The 13,303-nt window shown below is 71.2% G+C and carries 13 protein-coding genes and 1 pseudogene; 5 read left to right on the forward strand and 9 right to left on the reverse strand.

Annotated features, from left to right (window positions below):
- Positions 1–191: 191 nt before the first annotated feature.
- The 3 genes from fomD to IPT68_RS23255 all read right to left on the reverse strand — a co-directional run bounded on the left by fomD (position 192) and on the right by IPT68_RS23255 (position 4,152).
- Positions 192–884 (reverse strand): cytidylyl-2-hydroxypropylphosphonate hydrolase, encoded by a 693-nt coding sequence (gene fomD, locus IPT68_RS23245; RefSeq protein WP_189696311.1) that lies wholly within the window; start codon positions 882–884, stop codon positions 192–194.
- A gap of 82 nt (positions 885–966) precedes the next feature.
- A complete protein-coding gene (locus IPT68_RS23250) occupies positions 967–2,352 on the reverse strand; it encodes a class II fumarate hydratase (protein ID WP_189696312.1) in 1,386 nt (461 codons plus the stop codon).
- Positions 2,353–2,475: 123 nt separating this feature from the next.
- Positions 2,476–4,152 (reverse strand): fumarate hydratase, encoded by a 1,677-nt coding sequence (locus IPT68_RS23255; protein ID WP_308438735.1) that lies wholly within the window; start codon positions 4,150–4,152, stop codon positions 2,476–2,478.
- 148 nt (positions 4,153–4,300) lie between these two features.
- Here IPT68_RS23255 and IPT68_RS23260 point away from each other — a divergent pair, with 148 nt between their 5' ends.
- Entirely contained in the window at positions 4,301–4,984 is a 684-nt protein-coding gene (locus IPT68_RS23260) for a DUF1707 SHOCT-like domain-containing protein (RefSeq protein ID WP_189696314.1), read from the forward strand.
- A 175-nt stretch (positions 4,985–5,159) separates the two neighbouring features.
- Positions 5,160–5,537, forward strand: a complete 378-nt coding sequence (locus IPT68_RS23265) for a WhiB family transcriptional regulator (RefSeq protein WP_189696315.1) — start codon at positions 5,160–5,162, stop codon at positions 5,535–5,537.
- A 79-nt stretch (positions 5,538–5,616) separates the two neighbouring features.
- On the opposite strand, the gene glpX is transcribed toward IPT68_RS23265, so the two are convergent.
- Positions 5,617–6,648, reverse strand: coding sequence for a class II fructose-bisphosphatase (gene glpX / locus IPT68_RS23270; protein ID WP_189696316.1), 1,032 nt, complete (start codon positions 6,646–6,648; stop codon positions 5,617–5,619).
- Positions 6,649–6,774: 126 nt separating this feature from the next.
- On the opposite strand from glpX, the gene IPT68_RS23275 reads away from it, so the two are divergent.
- Positions 6,775–7,311: a DUF4245 domain-containing protein gene (locus tag IPT68_RS23275; RefSeq protein WP_189696317.1), complete on the forward strand. Its 537-nt coding sequence runs from the start codon at positions 6,775–6,777 to the stop codon at positions 7,309–7,311.
- 117 nt (positions 7,312–7,428) lie between these two features.
- Here IPT68_RS23275 and IPT68_RS23280 read toward each other — a convergent pair whose 3' ends face one another.
- The 4 genes and pseudogenes from IPT68_RS23280 to IPT68_RS23295 form a co-directional block, all read right to left on the reverse strand.
- Positions 7,429–8,019: a malonic semialdehyde reductase gene (locus IPT68_RS23280; protein WP_189696318.1), complete on the reverse strand. Its 591-nt coding sequence runs from the start codon at positions 8,017–8,019 to the stop codon at positions 7,429–7,431.
- Between the two features lie 559 nt (positions 8,020–8,578).
- A complete protein-coding gene (locus IPT68_RS23285) occupies positions 8,579–8,848 on the reverse strand; it encodes an exodeoxyribonuclease VII small subunit (protein WP_189696319.1) in 270 nt (89 codons plus the stop codon).
- A gap of 9 nt (positions 8,849–8,857) precedes the next feature.
- Positions 8,858–10,066, reverse strand: a complete 1,209-nt coding sequence (gene xseA / locus IPT68_RS23290) for an exodeoxyribonuclease VII large subunit (RefSeq protein ID WP_189696320.1) — start codon at positions 10,064–10,066, stop codon at positions 8,858–8,860.
- Positions 10,067–10,202: 136 nt separating this feature from the next.
- A pseudogene (locus IPT68_RS23295) lies at positions 10,203–10,469 on the reverse strand (amino acid permease); the annotation flags it as partial.
- A gap of 117 nt (positions 10,470–10,586) precedes the next feature.
- Between IPT68_RS23295 and IPT68_RS23300 the strand changes: the two are divergent.
- Together IPT68_RS23300 and ppgK are read left to right on the forward strand one after the other, a co-directional pair.
- Complete coding sequence (locus IPT68_RS23300; RefSeq protein WP_189696321.1) at positions 10,587–11,606, forward strand: 4-hydroxy-3-methylbut-2-enyl diphosphate reductase; 1,020 nt, start codon at positions 10,587–10,589, stop codon at positions 11,604–11,606.
- Between the two features lie 70 nt (positions 11,607–11,676).
- Positions 11,677–12,423, forward strand: coding sequence for a polyphosphate--glucose phosphotransferase (gene ppgK, locus IPT68_RS23305; RefSeq protein ID WP_189696322.1), 747 nt, complete (start codon positions 11,677–11,679; stop codon positions 12,421–12,423).
- A 363-nt stretch (positions 12,424–12,786) separates the two neighbouring features.
- Here the strand turns inward: ppgK and IPT68_RS35065 are convergent, their stop codons facing one another.
- Entirely contained in the window at positions 12,787–13,182 is a 396-nt protein-coding gene (locus IPT68_RS35065) for a DUF6542 domain-containing protein (protein WP_373300496.1), read from the reverse strand.
- Positions 13,183–13,303: the final 121 nt, after the last annotated feature.

The raw sequence follows: 13,303 nt of genomic DNA on the forward strand, positions 1-13,303 counted from the left end.
CCCTCGGTGTCCGCACCGGGAGTCCCGCCTGTGGCGCAGGCCCTGCGGGTGTTGCCCTCGTACCCCTCGCTCACGTCCTGCCGCCCCTCGGTGACATCCGGTCAAGCACACTGCGCGCCCCGCGAGTTGCCACCGCGCGACCCTTGCGGAGGACGATCCTACGTTTCCTGCCCGGGGGCGCAGCAAGGGTCTCATGAGGACACATGCGCAGGCGTACGATCCCAGTCCTCCGGAAGCGAGGGTACGGTCCAGGCCGGATCGGGACGCCAGCGCGGCCAGTCGTCCGAGAACGGCGGCCCCCAGGCGCGGATCACCTCCACCGCGGCCCGCCCCGCCGCCCGCACCCGTCCGGCCTGCGCGGCGTCCATCAGGCCGTCCCGCTGGGCCTGCGCGAACTCGTCCTCGTCGCGCCACTGCCAACTGCGGTCCGGGTGCACCGAGATGTCGAGAAAGTGATCCTCGGAGTCGACCCCGCCGTCCCAGCGCGCCAGCGGCTGCTCGAGGTTGACGTACCAGTTCTTGAACCGCCAGCCCGGGTCCCAGAACAGCCACACCGACCACGGCTCCCCGGGCCGGGCCAGCTTCAGCACGCCGGTGCCGAACCAGCGGTCCCGCTGCACGGTCCGCGCCTTGGTGTAGCGCGACTCCAGCGGCTCCAGGTGCACCGGCGTCCCGTCGGCGAGGACCGGCTTGACGCACTCCGTGCCCGGCGCCATCCACACGGCGAGCAGGTCGGGGTCGTCGCGTACGACGGTGACGGGGCGGGCGATGTGGAAGCGGTCGCCTGCGTTCTCCCGGTAGCGCCACAGGATGTGACTGCCCGGGGCCCAGAAGGCCGGTGCCCCGCCCGCTTCCACGCGTCTCATCGCTCCGTCTTCCGCCATGCACAGATATTAGGTGTCCCAGGCATACGACGCTGCGGCGCGCGTCACGGTTCGCGCGCCGCTCGCACCCGCGCCGCGCCGGTCACGGACGGGTCATCCGCAGCACGTCCAGCGCCTCGTCGAGTTGCTCCACCGTGAGGTCGCCGCGCTCCACGTACCCGTTCTCCAGCACGACCTGACGGATCGTCTTGCGCTCGGCCAGCGACTTCTTGGCGACCTTCGCGGCCTCCTCGTAGCCGATGTACTGGTTCAGCGGGGTGACCACGGAGGGCGAGGACTCGGCGTACTCGCGGGCGCGTTCGCGGTTGGCGGTGATGCCGTCGACGGTGCGGTCGGCCAGCAGCCGCGCGGCGTTGGCCAGCAGCCGGACGGACTCCAGCACGTTCTTCGCGATGACCGGGAGCATCACGTTCAGCTCGAAGTTGCCGGAGGCGCCGGCTGTGGCGACGGTGGTGTCGTTGCCGACGACCTGCGCGCAGACCATGAGCACGGCCTCCGGGACGACCGGGTTCACCTTGCCGGGCATGATCGACGAACCGGGCTGGAGGTCGGGCAGGTTGATCTCGGCGAGCCCGGTGCGCGGCCCGGACGACATCCAGCGCAGATCGTTGGCGATCTTCGTCAGTCCGACCGCGATGGTGCGCAGCTGCCCGCTGGTCTCGACGACGCCGTCCCGGGCGCCCTGCGCCTCGAAGTGGTTGCGGGCCTCGGTGAGCGGCAGCCCGGTGGCGCGGGCGACCTCCGCGATCACGGCCGCCGGGAAGCCGGGCGGGGTGTTGATACCGGTACCGACCGCCGTGCCGCCGAGCGGCAGTTCCGCGAGCCGGGGCAGCGAGGCCTCCAGCCGCTCGATGCCGTACCGCACCTGGGCGGCGTACCCGCCGAACTCCTGCCCCAGCGTCACGGGCGTGGCGTCCATCAGGTGGGTCCGCCCCGACTTCACCACGTCGGCGAACTCCTCCGCCTTGTGCTCCAGGGACTCGGCGAGGTGCCTCAGCGCGGGGATCAGGTCGCGCAGGACGGCGGCCGTGGCGGCGATGTGCAGGGAGGAGGGGAAGACGTCGTTGGACGACTGGGACGCGTTGACGTGGTCGTTGGGGTGGACGCCCCGGCCGAGCCGCTCGCTCGCGAGGGTCGCGATGACCTCGTTGGTGTTCATGTTGGACGAGGTGCCGGAGCCCGTCTGGAACACGTCCACGGGGAAGTGGTCGTCCCACCGCCCCTCGGCGACCTCCCGGGCCGCCTCCTGGACGGCCTCGGCGATGTCCTTGTCGAGGACGCCGAGCCGGGCGTTGACGGTCGCGGCCGCGGCCTTGATGCGCGCGAGGGCCTCGATGTGGGCACGCTCCAGCCGCTGCCCGGAGACGGGGAAGTTCTCCACGGCCCGCTGCGTCTGCGCCCGCCACTTGGCGTCCGCCGGGACCCTGACCTCGCCCATGGAGTCGTGCTCGATGCGGTATTCACTCATACCGGCTACAGCGATCCGAGCGGCGGGGATGTTCCGGATGCCCGTCCCGAACGGGACCGTTCCCCGAAGGACGGAAAGCACAGGGGCGGCGGGGCGAAAACGGCCCCGCCGCCGCTGAAGGCACTACGCCAGTCCGGGCCCGCGCACCGGGATCGTCGTGAAGGTCGGCTGCGGGGCGGGGTCCTGGAAGAAGTCGTTGCCCTTGTCGTCGACCACGATGAACGCCGGGAAGTCCTCGACCTCGATCTTCCAGACGGCCTCCATGCCGAGCTCCTCGTACTCGACGACCTCGACCTTCTTGATGCAGTCCTGGGCGAGGCGGGCGGCGGGGCCGCCGATGGAGCCCAGGTAGAAGCCGCCGTGCGTGCCGCAGGCGTCCGTGACCTGCTTGCTGCGGTTGCCCTTGGCCAGCATCACCTTCGAGCCGCCCGCCGCCTGGAACTGCTCGACGTAGGAGTCCATCCGGCCGGCCGTGGTCGGGCCGAAGGAGCCGGAGGCGTAGCCCTCGGGGGTCTTCGCGGGGCCGGCGTAGTACACCGGGTGGTCCTTCAGGTACTGCGGCATCTCCTCGCCCGCGTCCAGCCGCTCCTTGATCTTGGCGTGCGCGATGTCACGGGCCACGACCAGCGGGCCGGTGAGCGAGAGCCGGGTCTTGACCGGGTACTTGGTCAGCTCGGCGAGGATGTCGTCCATCGGCTGGTTGAGGTCGATCCGCACGACGTCGCCGGACTCGTCCAGGTGCTCGTCGGTCGTCTCCGGCAGGAAGCGCGCCGGGTCGGTCTCGAGCTGCTCCAGGAAGACGCCCTCCGCCGTGATCTTGGCGACCGCCTGCCGGTCCGCCGAGCAGGACACGGCGATGGCGACCGGGCAGGACGCGCCGTGCCGGGGGAGGCGGATCACCCGGACGTCGTGGCAGAAGTACTTGCCGCCGAACTGGGCGCCGATACCGATCTTCTGCGTCAGCTCGAAGACCTTCTCCTCGAGCTCCTTGTCCCGGAAGCCGTGCCCGAGCGGCGAGCCCTCGGTGGGGATCTCGTCCAGGTAGTGCGCGGAGGCGTACTTCGCGGTCTTCAGCGCGTACTCGGCGCTCGTCCCGCCGACCACGATCGCCAGGTGGTACGGCGGGCAGGCGGCCGTGCCCAGCGAACGGATCTTCTCCTCCAGGAACTTCATCATGGAGGCCTCGTTCAGGACGGCCTTGGTCTCCTGGTAGAGGAAGGACTTGTTGGCGCTGCCGCCGCCCTTGGCCATGAACAGGAACTTGTAGGCGCCGCCGTCGGTGGCGTACAGCTCGATCTGCGCCGGGAGGTTGGAGCCGGTGTTCTTCTCCTCCCACATGGTCAGCGGGGCCATCTGGGAGTAGCGCAGGTTCAGCTTGGTGTACGCGTCGAAGATGCCCTTGGACAGCGCCTTCTCGTCCTCGCCCGTGGTGAGGACGTTCTGTCCGCGCTTGCCCATGACGATGGCCGTGCCGGTGTCCTGGCACATGGGCAGCACGCCCGCGGCGGCGATGTTGGCGTTCTTCAGCAGGTCCAGGGCGACGAACTTGTCGTTGGCCGAGGCCTCCGGGTCGTCGATGATCCGCCGCAGCTGGGCCAGGTGCGGCGGGCGCAGGTAGTGCTGGATGTCGTGGATGGCCTCCTCGGCGAGCTTGCGCAGCGCCTCGGGCTCGACCTTGAGGAACGTCCGCCCGTCGGCCTCGAAGGTGGAGACACCCTCGGAGGTCACCAGCCGGTACGGGGTGGTGTCCTCTCCCATGGGGAGCAGATCGGTGTACTCGAACTCAGGCATCGCGCCCATTCCTCACTCACGGCAGACAGCGGCCGGCCTCCATTGGCAAGCGTCCACCAGCGTAGGACGTGCCGCCGACGGCGAGGTTGTGAGGTAAGGCTCAGTTCTGCGGCCCCCTGGGGTGTCGCGATCTATCGTGTTTGGGTACGCTGCTGTCGTGGACCTTCAGAAGCAGACCGCGCCCGTCTCCGAGCTCCGCGCCTCCGACGCCGACCGCGACCGCTTCGCGGACATCCTGCGCGACGCCCTCGCCGAGGGCCGCCTCACCGCGGAGGAGCACGCCGAGCGGGTGGAGGGTGTCTACCGCGCCAAGACGGTCGGCGAACTCGAGCCGTACGTGCGGGACCTGCCCGGCGCGCACCAGGCCCGCGCGACCCCCACATACGTCTCCGCGCCCCGGCGTCCGACGGCCGGCGCGATACCGGCGGAGCCGGACGAGAACGTGATCGCGGTGTTCAGCGCCTCGCTGCGCAAGGGGCGCTGGCGGGCGGGCCGCCGTCTCCACGTCTACTCGATCTTCGGCAGCGTCGAGATCGACCTCAGCGAGGCGATCTTCGAGTACCAGCAGGTCGTCATCAAGGCGTGGTCCGTCTTCGGCAACGTCGAGGTCCGCGTGCCGGAGAACGTCTCGCTGCGCGGCACGGGCGGGGGAATCCTCGGCAACTTCGAGGTGGACACGCTGGACGCGACGGACCCCGACGCGCCCGTCGTCTTCGTGGACGGCTGGGCCGTCCTCGGCAACATCGAGGCGCGGCCGAAGCGCGGGAAGCTCGTGGCGGACATCCTCGACCGGGTGCAGCGCAAGGTCGACAAGGGTCTGCGTAAGCACTTGGACCGTTGACGGTCGTGAAGCCGGGCTGATGCCGAGGGGATTCGGTCACGGTCCGCCCCCGGTCCGGCGGCGCATCCTCACCTCCGGATTCCGGTGGTCGGGAACTCCCTGCATAGGCGCGCGTACAGCGGGTAGACCTTGCTGCATCGTCTCTCGCTCGCGAAGCCGTCGTCAGGAGTAGACCGTGCTGCAACCGCCGCAAACGTCCCTGCAGGTAGCTGGCGTTCCGGCCCAGCGGGTGCCGGCGCGAGACAGGGACCAAGACGCCCCTTGGCACACGGAGGCCGTGTGCCGGCGCGACGAGGCCGGCCTGTTCTTCGCGCCGTCCAAGGAGCCGACGGCCGCCCGGCTCTCCCGGGAGGAGGCGGCCAAGCGGGTCTGCTCCCGCTGTCCCGTCATGGTCGAGTGCCGCGAACACGCCCTGCTCCAGCCCGAGCCGTACGGCGTCTGGGGCGGTCTCACCGCCGCCGAACGCCGCGTGGTCCTGGCCAGGCGTCGCCGCCGCGAACTGGAACTGAAGAAGGCAGCCCGGGCGAACAACCGCATAGCGGCGGCGGGCTGACCCGCCGGCCCACGCGAAGAAAGGCGCCCCCTCCGCACAGGGGGCGCCTTCTCGATGCCGCGAGAACGCGGGTTTGCGCCTACTTCGCCCGGTCGAAGTCGATCGCGCTGTACGCCCGCAGCTTGCTCAGCCGGTGCTCGGAGTCGATCCGCCGCACGGTCCCCGACTTGGACCGCATCACGATGGAGTCGGTGGTGGCCGTCTCCGACCGGTACCGCACGCCCCGCAGCAGCTCTCCGTCGGTGATGCCGGTGGCCACGAAGAACACGTTCTCCCCGGTCACCAGGTCCTCGGTGTGCAGCACGCGGTCCAGGTCGTGCCCGGCGTCGATCGCCCGCTGCCGCTCCTCCTCGTCCTTGGGCCACAGCTTGCCCTGGATCGTTCCCCCGAGGCACTTCACGGCGCAGGCCGAGATGATCCCCTCGGGCGTCCCGCCGATCCCCAGCAGCAGGTCCACGCCCGTGCCCTCGCGCAGCGCCAGGATGGAGCCCGCGACGTCGCCGTCGGAGATCAGCTTGATGCGGGCACCCGTCTCGCGGATCTCCTGGATGAGTCCCTCGTGCCGGGGCCGGTCGAGGATGACAACGGTCACGTCCTCCGGCGTCGACCGCTTGGCCTTGGCGACCCGCCGGATGTTCACGGACACCGGCGCGTCGATGTCGACGAAGTCGGCCGCCTCGGGCCCGGTGACCAGCTTGTCCATGTAGAACACGGCGGACGGGTCGAACATCGACCCCCGCTCGGCGGCTGCCAGCACCGCGATCGCGTTCGGCATGCCCTTCGCGGTGAGGGTCGTACCGTCGATCGGGTCGACGGCGATGTCGCACTCGGGCCCGGTCCCGTCGCCGACGCGCTCCCCGTTGAAGAGCATCGGCGCCTCGTCCTTCTCGCCCTCCCCGATGACGACGACGCCGTTCATGGACACGGTGGAGACAAGGGTGCGCATCGCGCGCACGGCGGCGCCGTCGGCGCCGTTCTTGTCACCGCGCCCCACCCAGCGGCCCGCGGCCATCGCCGCGGCCTCCGTCACCCGGACGAGTTCCAGGGCGAGGTTGCGGTCGGGGGCCTCGGAAGGGACATCGAGTTCGGACGGCAAGTGATGCTCGGTCATCGGAGCGCACCTTTCTGATACGACGACGGCCGGATGAGGGTTCGCGGCCGACTCTATCGTCAGATCGACAGAATGAGCAGAGCCCCCCACGGATGAGCGGCCGGGGCACCTGCGACGATAGGACGCGTGGCAGGTACGAACGGCAAGCAGAAGACGGTCCGGGACATGGTTCTCTCCCTGGGCCTGATCGTGCTGGCGGGATTGGTCATGTATCTCTTCATCCCGCACGACGACGACGGGGAACCCGATCTCAAGCGGGTCGACTACCGGGTCGAGCTGCTCACGGCGCGCCGCGCCGCCGCCTATCCGGTGGCCGCGCCCGAGGGCCTGCCGCGGACCTGGAAGCCGACGTCGGTCCGCTTCGACGGCCAGGAGCAGGACGCCTGGCACCTCGGCTTCCGCGCACCCGACGGGGAGTACGTCGCCGTGAAGCAGTCCATGGACCGGCGGGTCCTGTTCATCGAGGACGCGACCCAGGGGGCGGACGAGACCAAGGTCACCCAGGAGATCGACGGCCGAACGTGGATCCGCTACACCGGCGGCCGGTACGACGCGCTCGTCCTGGCGGAGGACGACGACGCCAAGGGCGCGACGACGGTGGTGGCCGGCACGGGCTCGTTCGACCAGCTGACCACGATGGCGAAGGCGCTGAAGGCGTCGTGACGTCGTGACGCCGTGAGGCGCTGTGACGACATGTCGCCATGGAGACATGTCGTCATGAGGCCGTGACAGAGGCCCCCGGCCGGAGCCGGGGGCCTCTGTCGTCGACATGCCGGTCGGTCACACGGTGGTGACGACTTCCTCGTACGCCAGTCGCGGCGAGCGCGGGTGCCAGGCGTCCGGGCCCGGACGGCCGATGTTGACGACCATCAGCGGGGTGTGGTCGTCGTCCAGGAACTCCTTGCGCACGGCATCGAAGTCGCAGCCGGTCATGGGGCCGGCGGCCAGGCCGGCGGCGCGGACGCCGATGATGAAGTACGCGGCCTGGAGGGCGGCGTTCAGCGCGGCGTTGCTCTCGCGCACGGCGCGGTCGCCGAAGACCGCGTCCTTGGCCTGCGGGAAGTGCGGGAAGAGCCGGGGCAGCTCCTCGTGGAACTCGTTGTCCGCGGAGAGGATCGCGACCAGCGGGGCGGCGGCCGTCTTGGCCTGGTTGCCCTCGGCCATGTGCTGCACCAGGCGCTCGCGGGCCTCGGGGGAGCGCACCAGCGTGACGCGCAGGGGCGACTGGTTCATGGAGGTCGGGCCGTACTTGACCAGGTCGTAGATCGCCTGTACCTGCTCCTCGGTCACCGGCTCGTCGGTGAAGGTGTTCGCAGTGCGGGCCTCTCGGAACAGCAGGTCCTGGGCGGCGGGGTCAAGTGCGAGGGACATCGTGCAACCTTCTCGGTTCGTGCGTCGGATCCGGGGCGGATCGGCTGACGGCACCGACCGTACGTCAATGAAGTTCAACGTTCAACTAAATCCGGAGCGCGGTGAGCCACTTCACAATCGCATGCGCTTCGCAAAGGTCCGCGACGTCTGCCGGGGCCTGACCCGGTCCGTCGCTTGCTCGGCCCGGCCCCGGAACGCCGACTCGCCTCGAACTTCGCCGCAGATCGCCCGCTCGCCCAAGCCCTCGCCGGCCGCCTGCTGCGAACCCCCGTCGGCCGCTTACGCGGGCCGCCCTCCGCCGGCCGCCTACTCGGCCCGAGCTGCCCGTCGGCCGCCTACGCGGCCCGAGCTGCCCGCCGGCCGCCTACGCGGGCCGCCCTCCGTCTGCCGCCTACGCGGGCCGCCCTCCGTCTGCCGCCTACGCGGGCCGCCCTCCGTCTGCCGCCTACGCGGGCCGCCCTTCGCCGGCCGTCTACTCGGCCCGAGCTGCCCGCCGGCCGCCTACTCGGCCCGAACTGCCCGCCGGCCGCCTACGCGGCCCGAGCTGCCCGCCGGCCGCCTACTCGGCCCGACCCCCGCCGGACGCCTGCTCGCCCGACTCCTCCGCCGTCTCCTCGGCCAGTGCCGCGTCCAGTCGGGCCCGCGCGCCCTCCAGCCACCGCCGGCACACCTTCGCCAGCTCCTCGCCCCGCTCCCACAGCGCGAGGGACTCCTCCAGCGTCGTACCGCCCGCCTCCAGCCGCCGTACGACCTCGATCAGCTCGTCCCGGGCCTGCTCGTAGCCGAGTGCCTCGGTCCGGGCCGCCGTCTGTTCCACCTCGCTGGTCATCCCCTCACCCTACGCATCGACTCGTACGGAGAACTCACCCTCGGCCACCCGCGCCCGCAGCCGCTCGTCGGCCGTCACCTCGTCCGGTGCGCGGACCACGTGCCCGTCGGCCGTCTGCAGCACCGCGTACCCCCGCTTCAGGGTCGCCGCCGGCGACAGGGCCACCACGCGCGCGTGCGTGTGCGTCAGCTCCGACTCGGCCCGGTCCAGGTGGTGCCCCAGGCACCGTCGCCCCCGCTCGACCAGCGCCGCCACCTGGTCCTCCCGCTCGCGGATCATCCGGTGCGGGTCCTCTATCGAGGGCCGCGCCAGCGCGTGCGCCAGCCCCCGCTCCTCGCGCTCCACGAACGCCGCCACGCACCGCCGCGCCCGGTTGCGCAGCTGCCGCACCCGCTCGACCTCCTCGCCCACGTCCGGTACGACCTTCTTCGCGGCGTCGGTGGGCGTGGAGGCCCGCAGATCGGCCACATGGTCCAGGAGCGGGTTGTCGGGCTCGTGCCCGATCGCCGAGACGACCGGCGTACGGCAGGCCGCGACGGCCCGCACGAGCTGCTCGTCGGAGAACGGCAGCAGGTCCTCCACGCTGCCCCCGCCCCGCGCCACGATGATCACGTCGACGTCGTCGAGCTCGTCGAGCTCCTTCACCGCCTGCACGACCTGCGGCACGGCGTGCACGCCCTGCACGGCGACGTTGCGCACCTCGAAGCGCACGGCGGGCCAGCGGTGCCGGGCGTTCTCCAGCACGTCCCGCTCCGCGGCCGAGGCCCGCCCGCACACCAGCCCGATCAGCTGCGGCAGGAACGGCAGCGGCCGCTTGCGCTCCGGCGCGAACAGTCCCTCACCCGCCAGCTTCTTCTTCAGCTGCTCCAGGCGCGCCAGCAGCTCCCCGACCCCGACGGGCCGGATCTCGGCGGCCCGCAGCGACAGCTGCCCCCGCGGCGCGTACCACTCCGGCTTCGCCAGGACGACGACCCGCGCGCCCTCGCCGACCACGTCGGCGACCGCGTCGAACACCTGCCGGTAACAGGTGACGCTCACCGAGATGTCGTACGACGGGTCCCGCAGCGTCAGGAACACCACGCCCGCGCCCGGCCGGCGCGACAACTGCGTGATCTGCCCCTCGACCCAGACCGCCCCGAGCCGGTCGATCCACCCCCCGATGAGCCGTGACACCTCACCGACGGGCAGGGGGGTTTCCGGGGACGTGTTGACTGCCATGCGGCGAGCGTAATGGGCGGCACCGACAATCCCGCCCCTCCTCAGACGCCGGCCGGGCTCTTCCCGCGGGCCTGCGCCACCAGCATCACTCCTCCGACCACCAGCCACACGCCCCCACCACCTGCGCACTGCGCGTCGCGTAGGCGAACACCGAGCCCGCCTGCGGGACCACCCGCACCATCTGGGCGTAGCTGCATGCGGTGAACGCCATCGCCACCGTGGCGACGACGTACACCAGGACCACCGCCCCGTGCGACCTGGCGTCCAGGGCGTCGAACACGCCGACCGGGGCCATCGGGGCGATGAACGGCAACCCGTAGACGACCAGGTCCCGAAGGCCCAGGGTGCGCCGCAGCCCCTGCTGCTCCTCCGCCCCGGTCGCCACCGTGCCGGATCCGGACATCAGTTGCCTCCGACGGTCGCGTACGTGCTGCGCTTCCCCATCCCTCCCGGCTCCAGGCCAGACTCCCCGGGAACGTCACGAGGGCGCGATCTTTGACCCCCCGAACGCGGCCTTACGATGGGTGCCATGACTGCTTCGTCTGGCCGCCGTGTCCTGCTCGCCGCCCCCCGTGGCTACTGCGCGGGTGTGGACCGCGCCGTGATCGCCGTCGAGAAAGCCCTGGAGCAGTACGGCGCTCCTATCTATGTCCGGCACGAGATCGTCCACAACAAGTACGTCGTGCAGACCCTGGAGAAGAAGGGCGCCATCTTCGTCGAGCAGACGGAGGAGGTCCCCCCGGGGAACATCGTCATGTTCTCCGCGCACGGCGTCGCCCCGGTCGTCCACCAGGAGGCGGAACGGGGCCGGCTGGCCACCATCGACGCGACGTGCCCGCTGGTCACCAAGGTCCACAAGGAAGCCGTCCGGTTCGCGAACGAGGACTACGACATCCTCCTGATCGGTCACGAGGGCCACGAGGAGGTCATCGGCACCTCCGGCGAGGCCCCCGACCACATCCAGCTCGTCGACGGCCCCGGCGACGTGGCCAAGGTCGAGGTCCGCGACCCGTCCAAGGTCGTCTGGCTGTCCCAGACCACGCTCTCCGTCGACGAGACCATGGAGACCGTCGACGCGCTGAAGGAGAAGTTCCCGCAGCTGATCTCGCCGCCCAGCGACGACATCTGCTACGCCACCCAGAACCGCCAGCTCGCCGTGAAGCAGATGGGCGCCGAGGCCGACCTCGTCATCGTCGTCGGCTCCCGCAACTCCTCCAACTCCAAGCGACTCGTTGAGGTCGCCAAGCTGGCCGGCGCCCGCGCCGCGTACCTGGTGGACTTCGCCGACGAGATCGACGAGGCCTGGCTGGACGGCGTCACGACGGTCGGCGTCACCTCCGGAGCCTCCGTCCCCGAGGTGCTGGTCGAGCAGGTGCTGGAGTGGCTGTCCCAGCGTGGCTTCGAGGACGTCGAGATCGTCAAGGCGGCCGAGGAGTCCATCACCTTCTCGCTGCCCAAGGAACTCCGCCGCGACCTGCGCGAGGAGGCGGCGGCACTGATCGCACAGCGCACGGCCACGGAGGGCTCCGCCGAGGCGTGAGCCGCCGGGTGCGGTGACGGGGGCCGGGTGCGGCGTCGTGACTGTCAGTCGTCCGTCGTAACGTGGTGACATGCAGATCTTCGGCGTGGACATCGGTGGATCCGGGATCAAGGGCGCCCCTGTGGACCTCGACAGGGGCGACCTCGCGGACGAGCGATACAAGGTGCTGACCCCGCACCCGGCCCTACCGGACGCGGTGGCCGACGGGGTCAAGGAGGTCGTCGACCACTTCGGCTGGACCGGCCCGGTCGGAGTGACCTTCCCGGGCGTCGTCACGGGCGGGTGCATGATCCGCACGGCGGCGAACGTCGACAAGAGCTGGATCGACACCGACGCGCGCGTGCTGCTCGGCGACCGCCTGGGCGGCGTGCCGGTGACCGTGGTGAACGACGCGGACGCGGCGGGCGTCGCCGAGATGGCGTTCGGCGCCGGCCGCGACCGCGAGGGCACGGTCATCGTGCTGACCTTCGGCACCGGCATCGGCAGCGCCGTCTTCACCGACGGCGTCCTCGTGTCCAACACCGAGCTGGGCCATCTGGAGCTGCACGGCCACGACGCCGAGAAGCGGGCCTCCAGCAAGGTCAAGGACGACCACGACATGTCGTGGGAGCAGTGGGCGCACCGGGTCCAGCAGTACCTCGCGCACGTCGAGATGCTCTTCTCGCCGGAGCTGTTCGTCATCGGCGGCGGCGTGAGCCGCAAGGCGCACAAGTTCCTGCACTACGTCGAGGGCATCAAGGCGGAGATCGTCCCGGCGCAGCTGCAGAACAACGCGGGAATCGTGGGGGCGGCGATGCGGGCGGCGAACGGGGGGTAGGTAGGCCCGGACCGAGCGGGTGGCACGCGGGCCGGGGCGACGCGGGTGCGCGCTGGTTGCCGGGGTGCCTGCCGGGCGGCGGCTCAGCTGTGCGTCCTGGGCCCAGACGTCACGCGGAGGGGGCTGGGTGGCCGGGTGCCGGGTGCGTGCGGGGGCGGCCCGGGGCGCTGGGCTCCACGAGGGGGCGGGCTGGGGCGGACGCGGGGCGGCGCGGGTGCGCGCCGGTTCTCGGAGTCCGTCCGAGGGCCGCTGGGCTGGGCGCCGGTTGGCGGAGTTCATCCGCGGCGGACGGACCGGGTCCCTGCTCGGCCGCCGGAGTCCTTGCGGGTGGTAGAAGGTGCCCCTCGATCCCGGCCGGGGCGGTTACGCCGGCGGACGGCTGCGTGCCGCCCGGCGTCGTCGCATCATCCGCACCTTCCGGACCGTCACGATCGACCCGGCGACAAGAGTCCCCCCGTACAGCCACCCCGCCTGCGTGGCCAGCGCTGTGAACAGGCCCACGACCCGCCCGCTCAGCCCCTCCCCCCTCTCGGCGACGAACACCAGCCCCGAGGCGAAGGCGATCGGCACCACGATCGGCACGGTCACCAGGTCCACGCCCCGCACCCACACCGCCGCCAGCACGCACACCGGCAGGAACAGCACGCCGTACACGATCGGCGACGATCCGAACAGCATCGCGTCGAGTGTCCCGAGCGTCAGCATCACCGCCACGCAGAACAGCCCGCAGCCGAGTCCGGTGAGCCGTGGATTGGGCATCCGCCGAACCGCCTGGACGACAGGCGGGGCAGGCCGGCGTACCGCCACCGGCGCTCCGGCAGCACCGGCGGGACGGCGTTCGGACCGCGCCCCGGCGGACTTGACCGGCCGTGACGACGTC

Source organism: Streptomyces chromofuscus (genome assembly GCF_015160875.1).
Lineage (GTDB): Bacteria > Actinomycetota > Actinomycetes > Streptomycetales > Streptomycetaceae > Streptomyces > Streptomyces chromofuscus.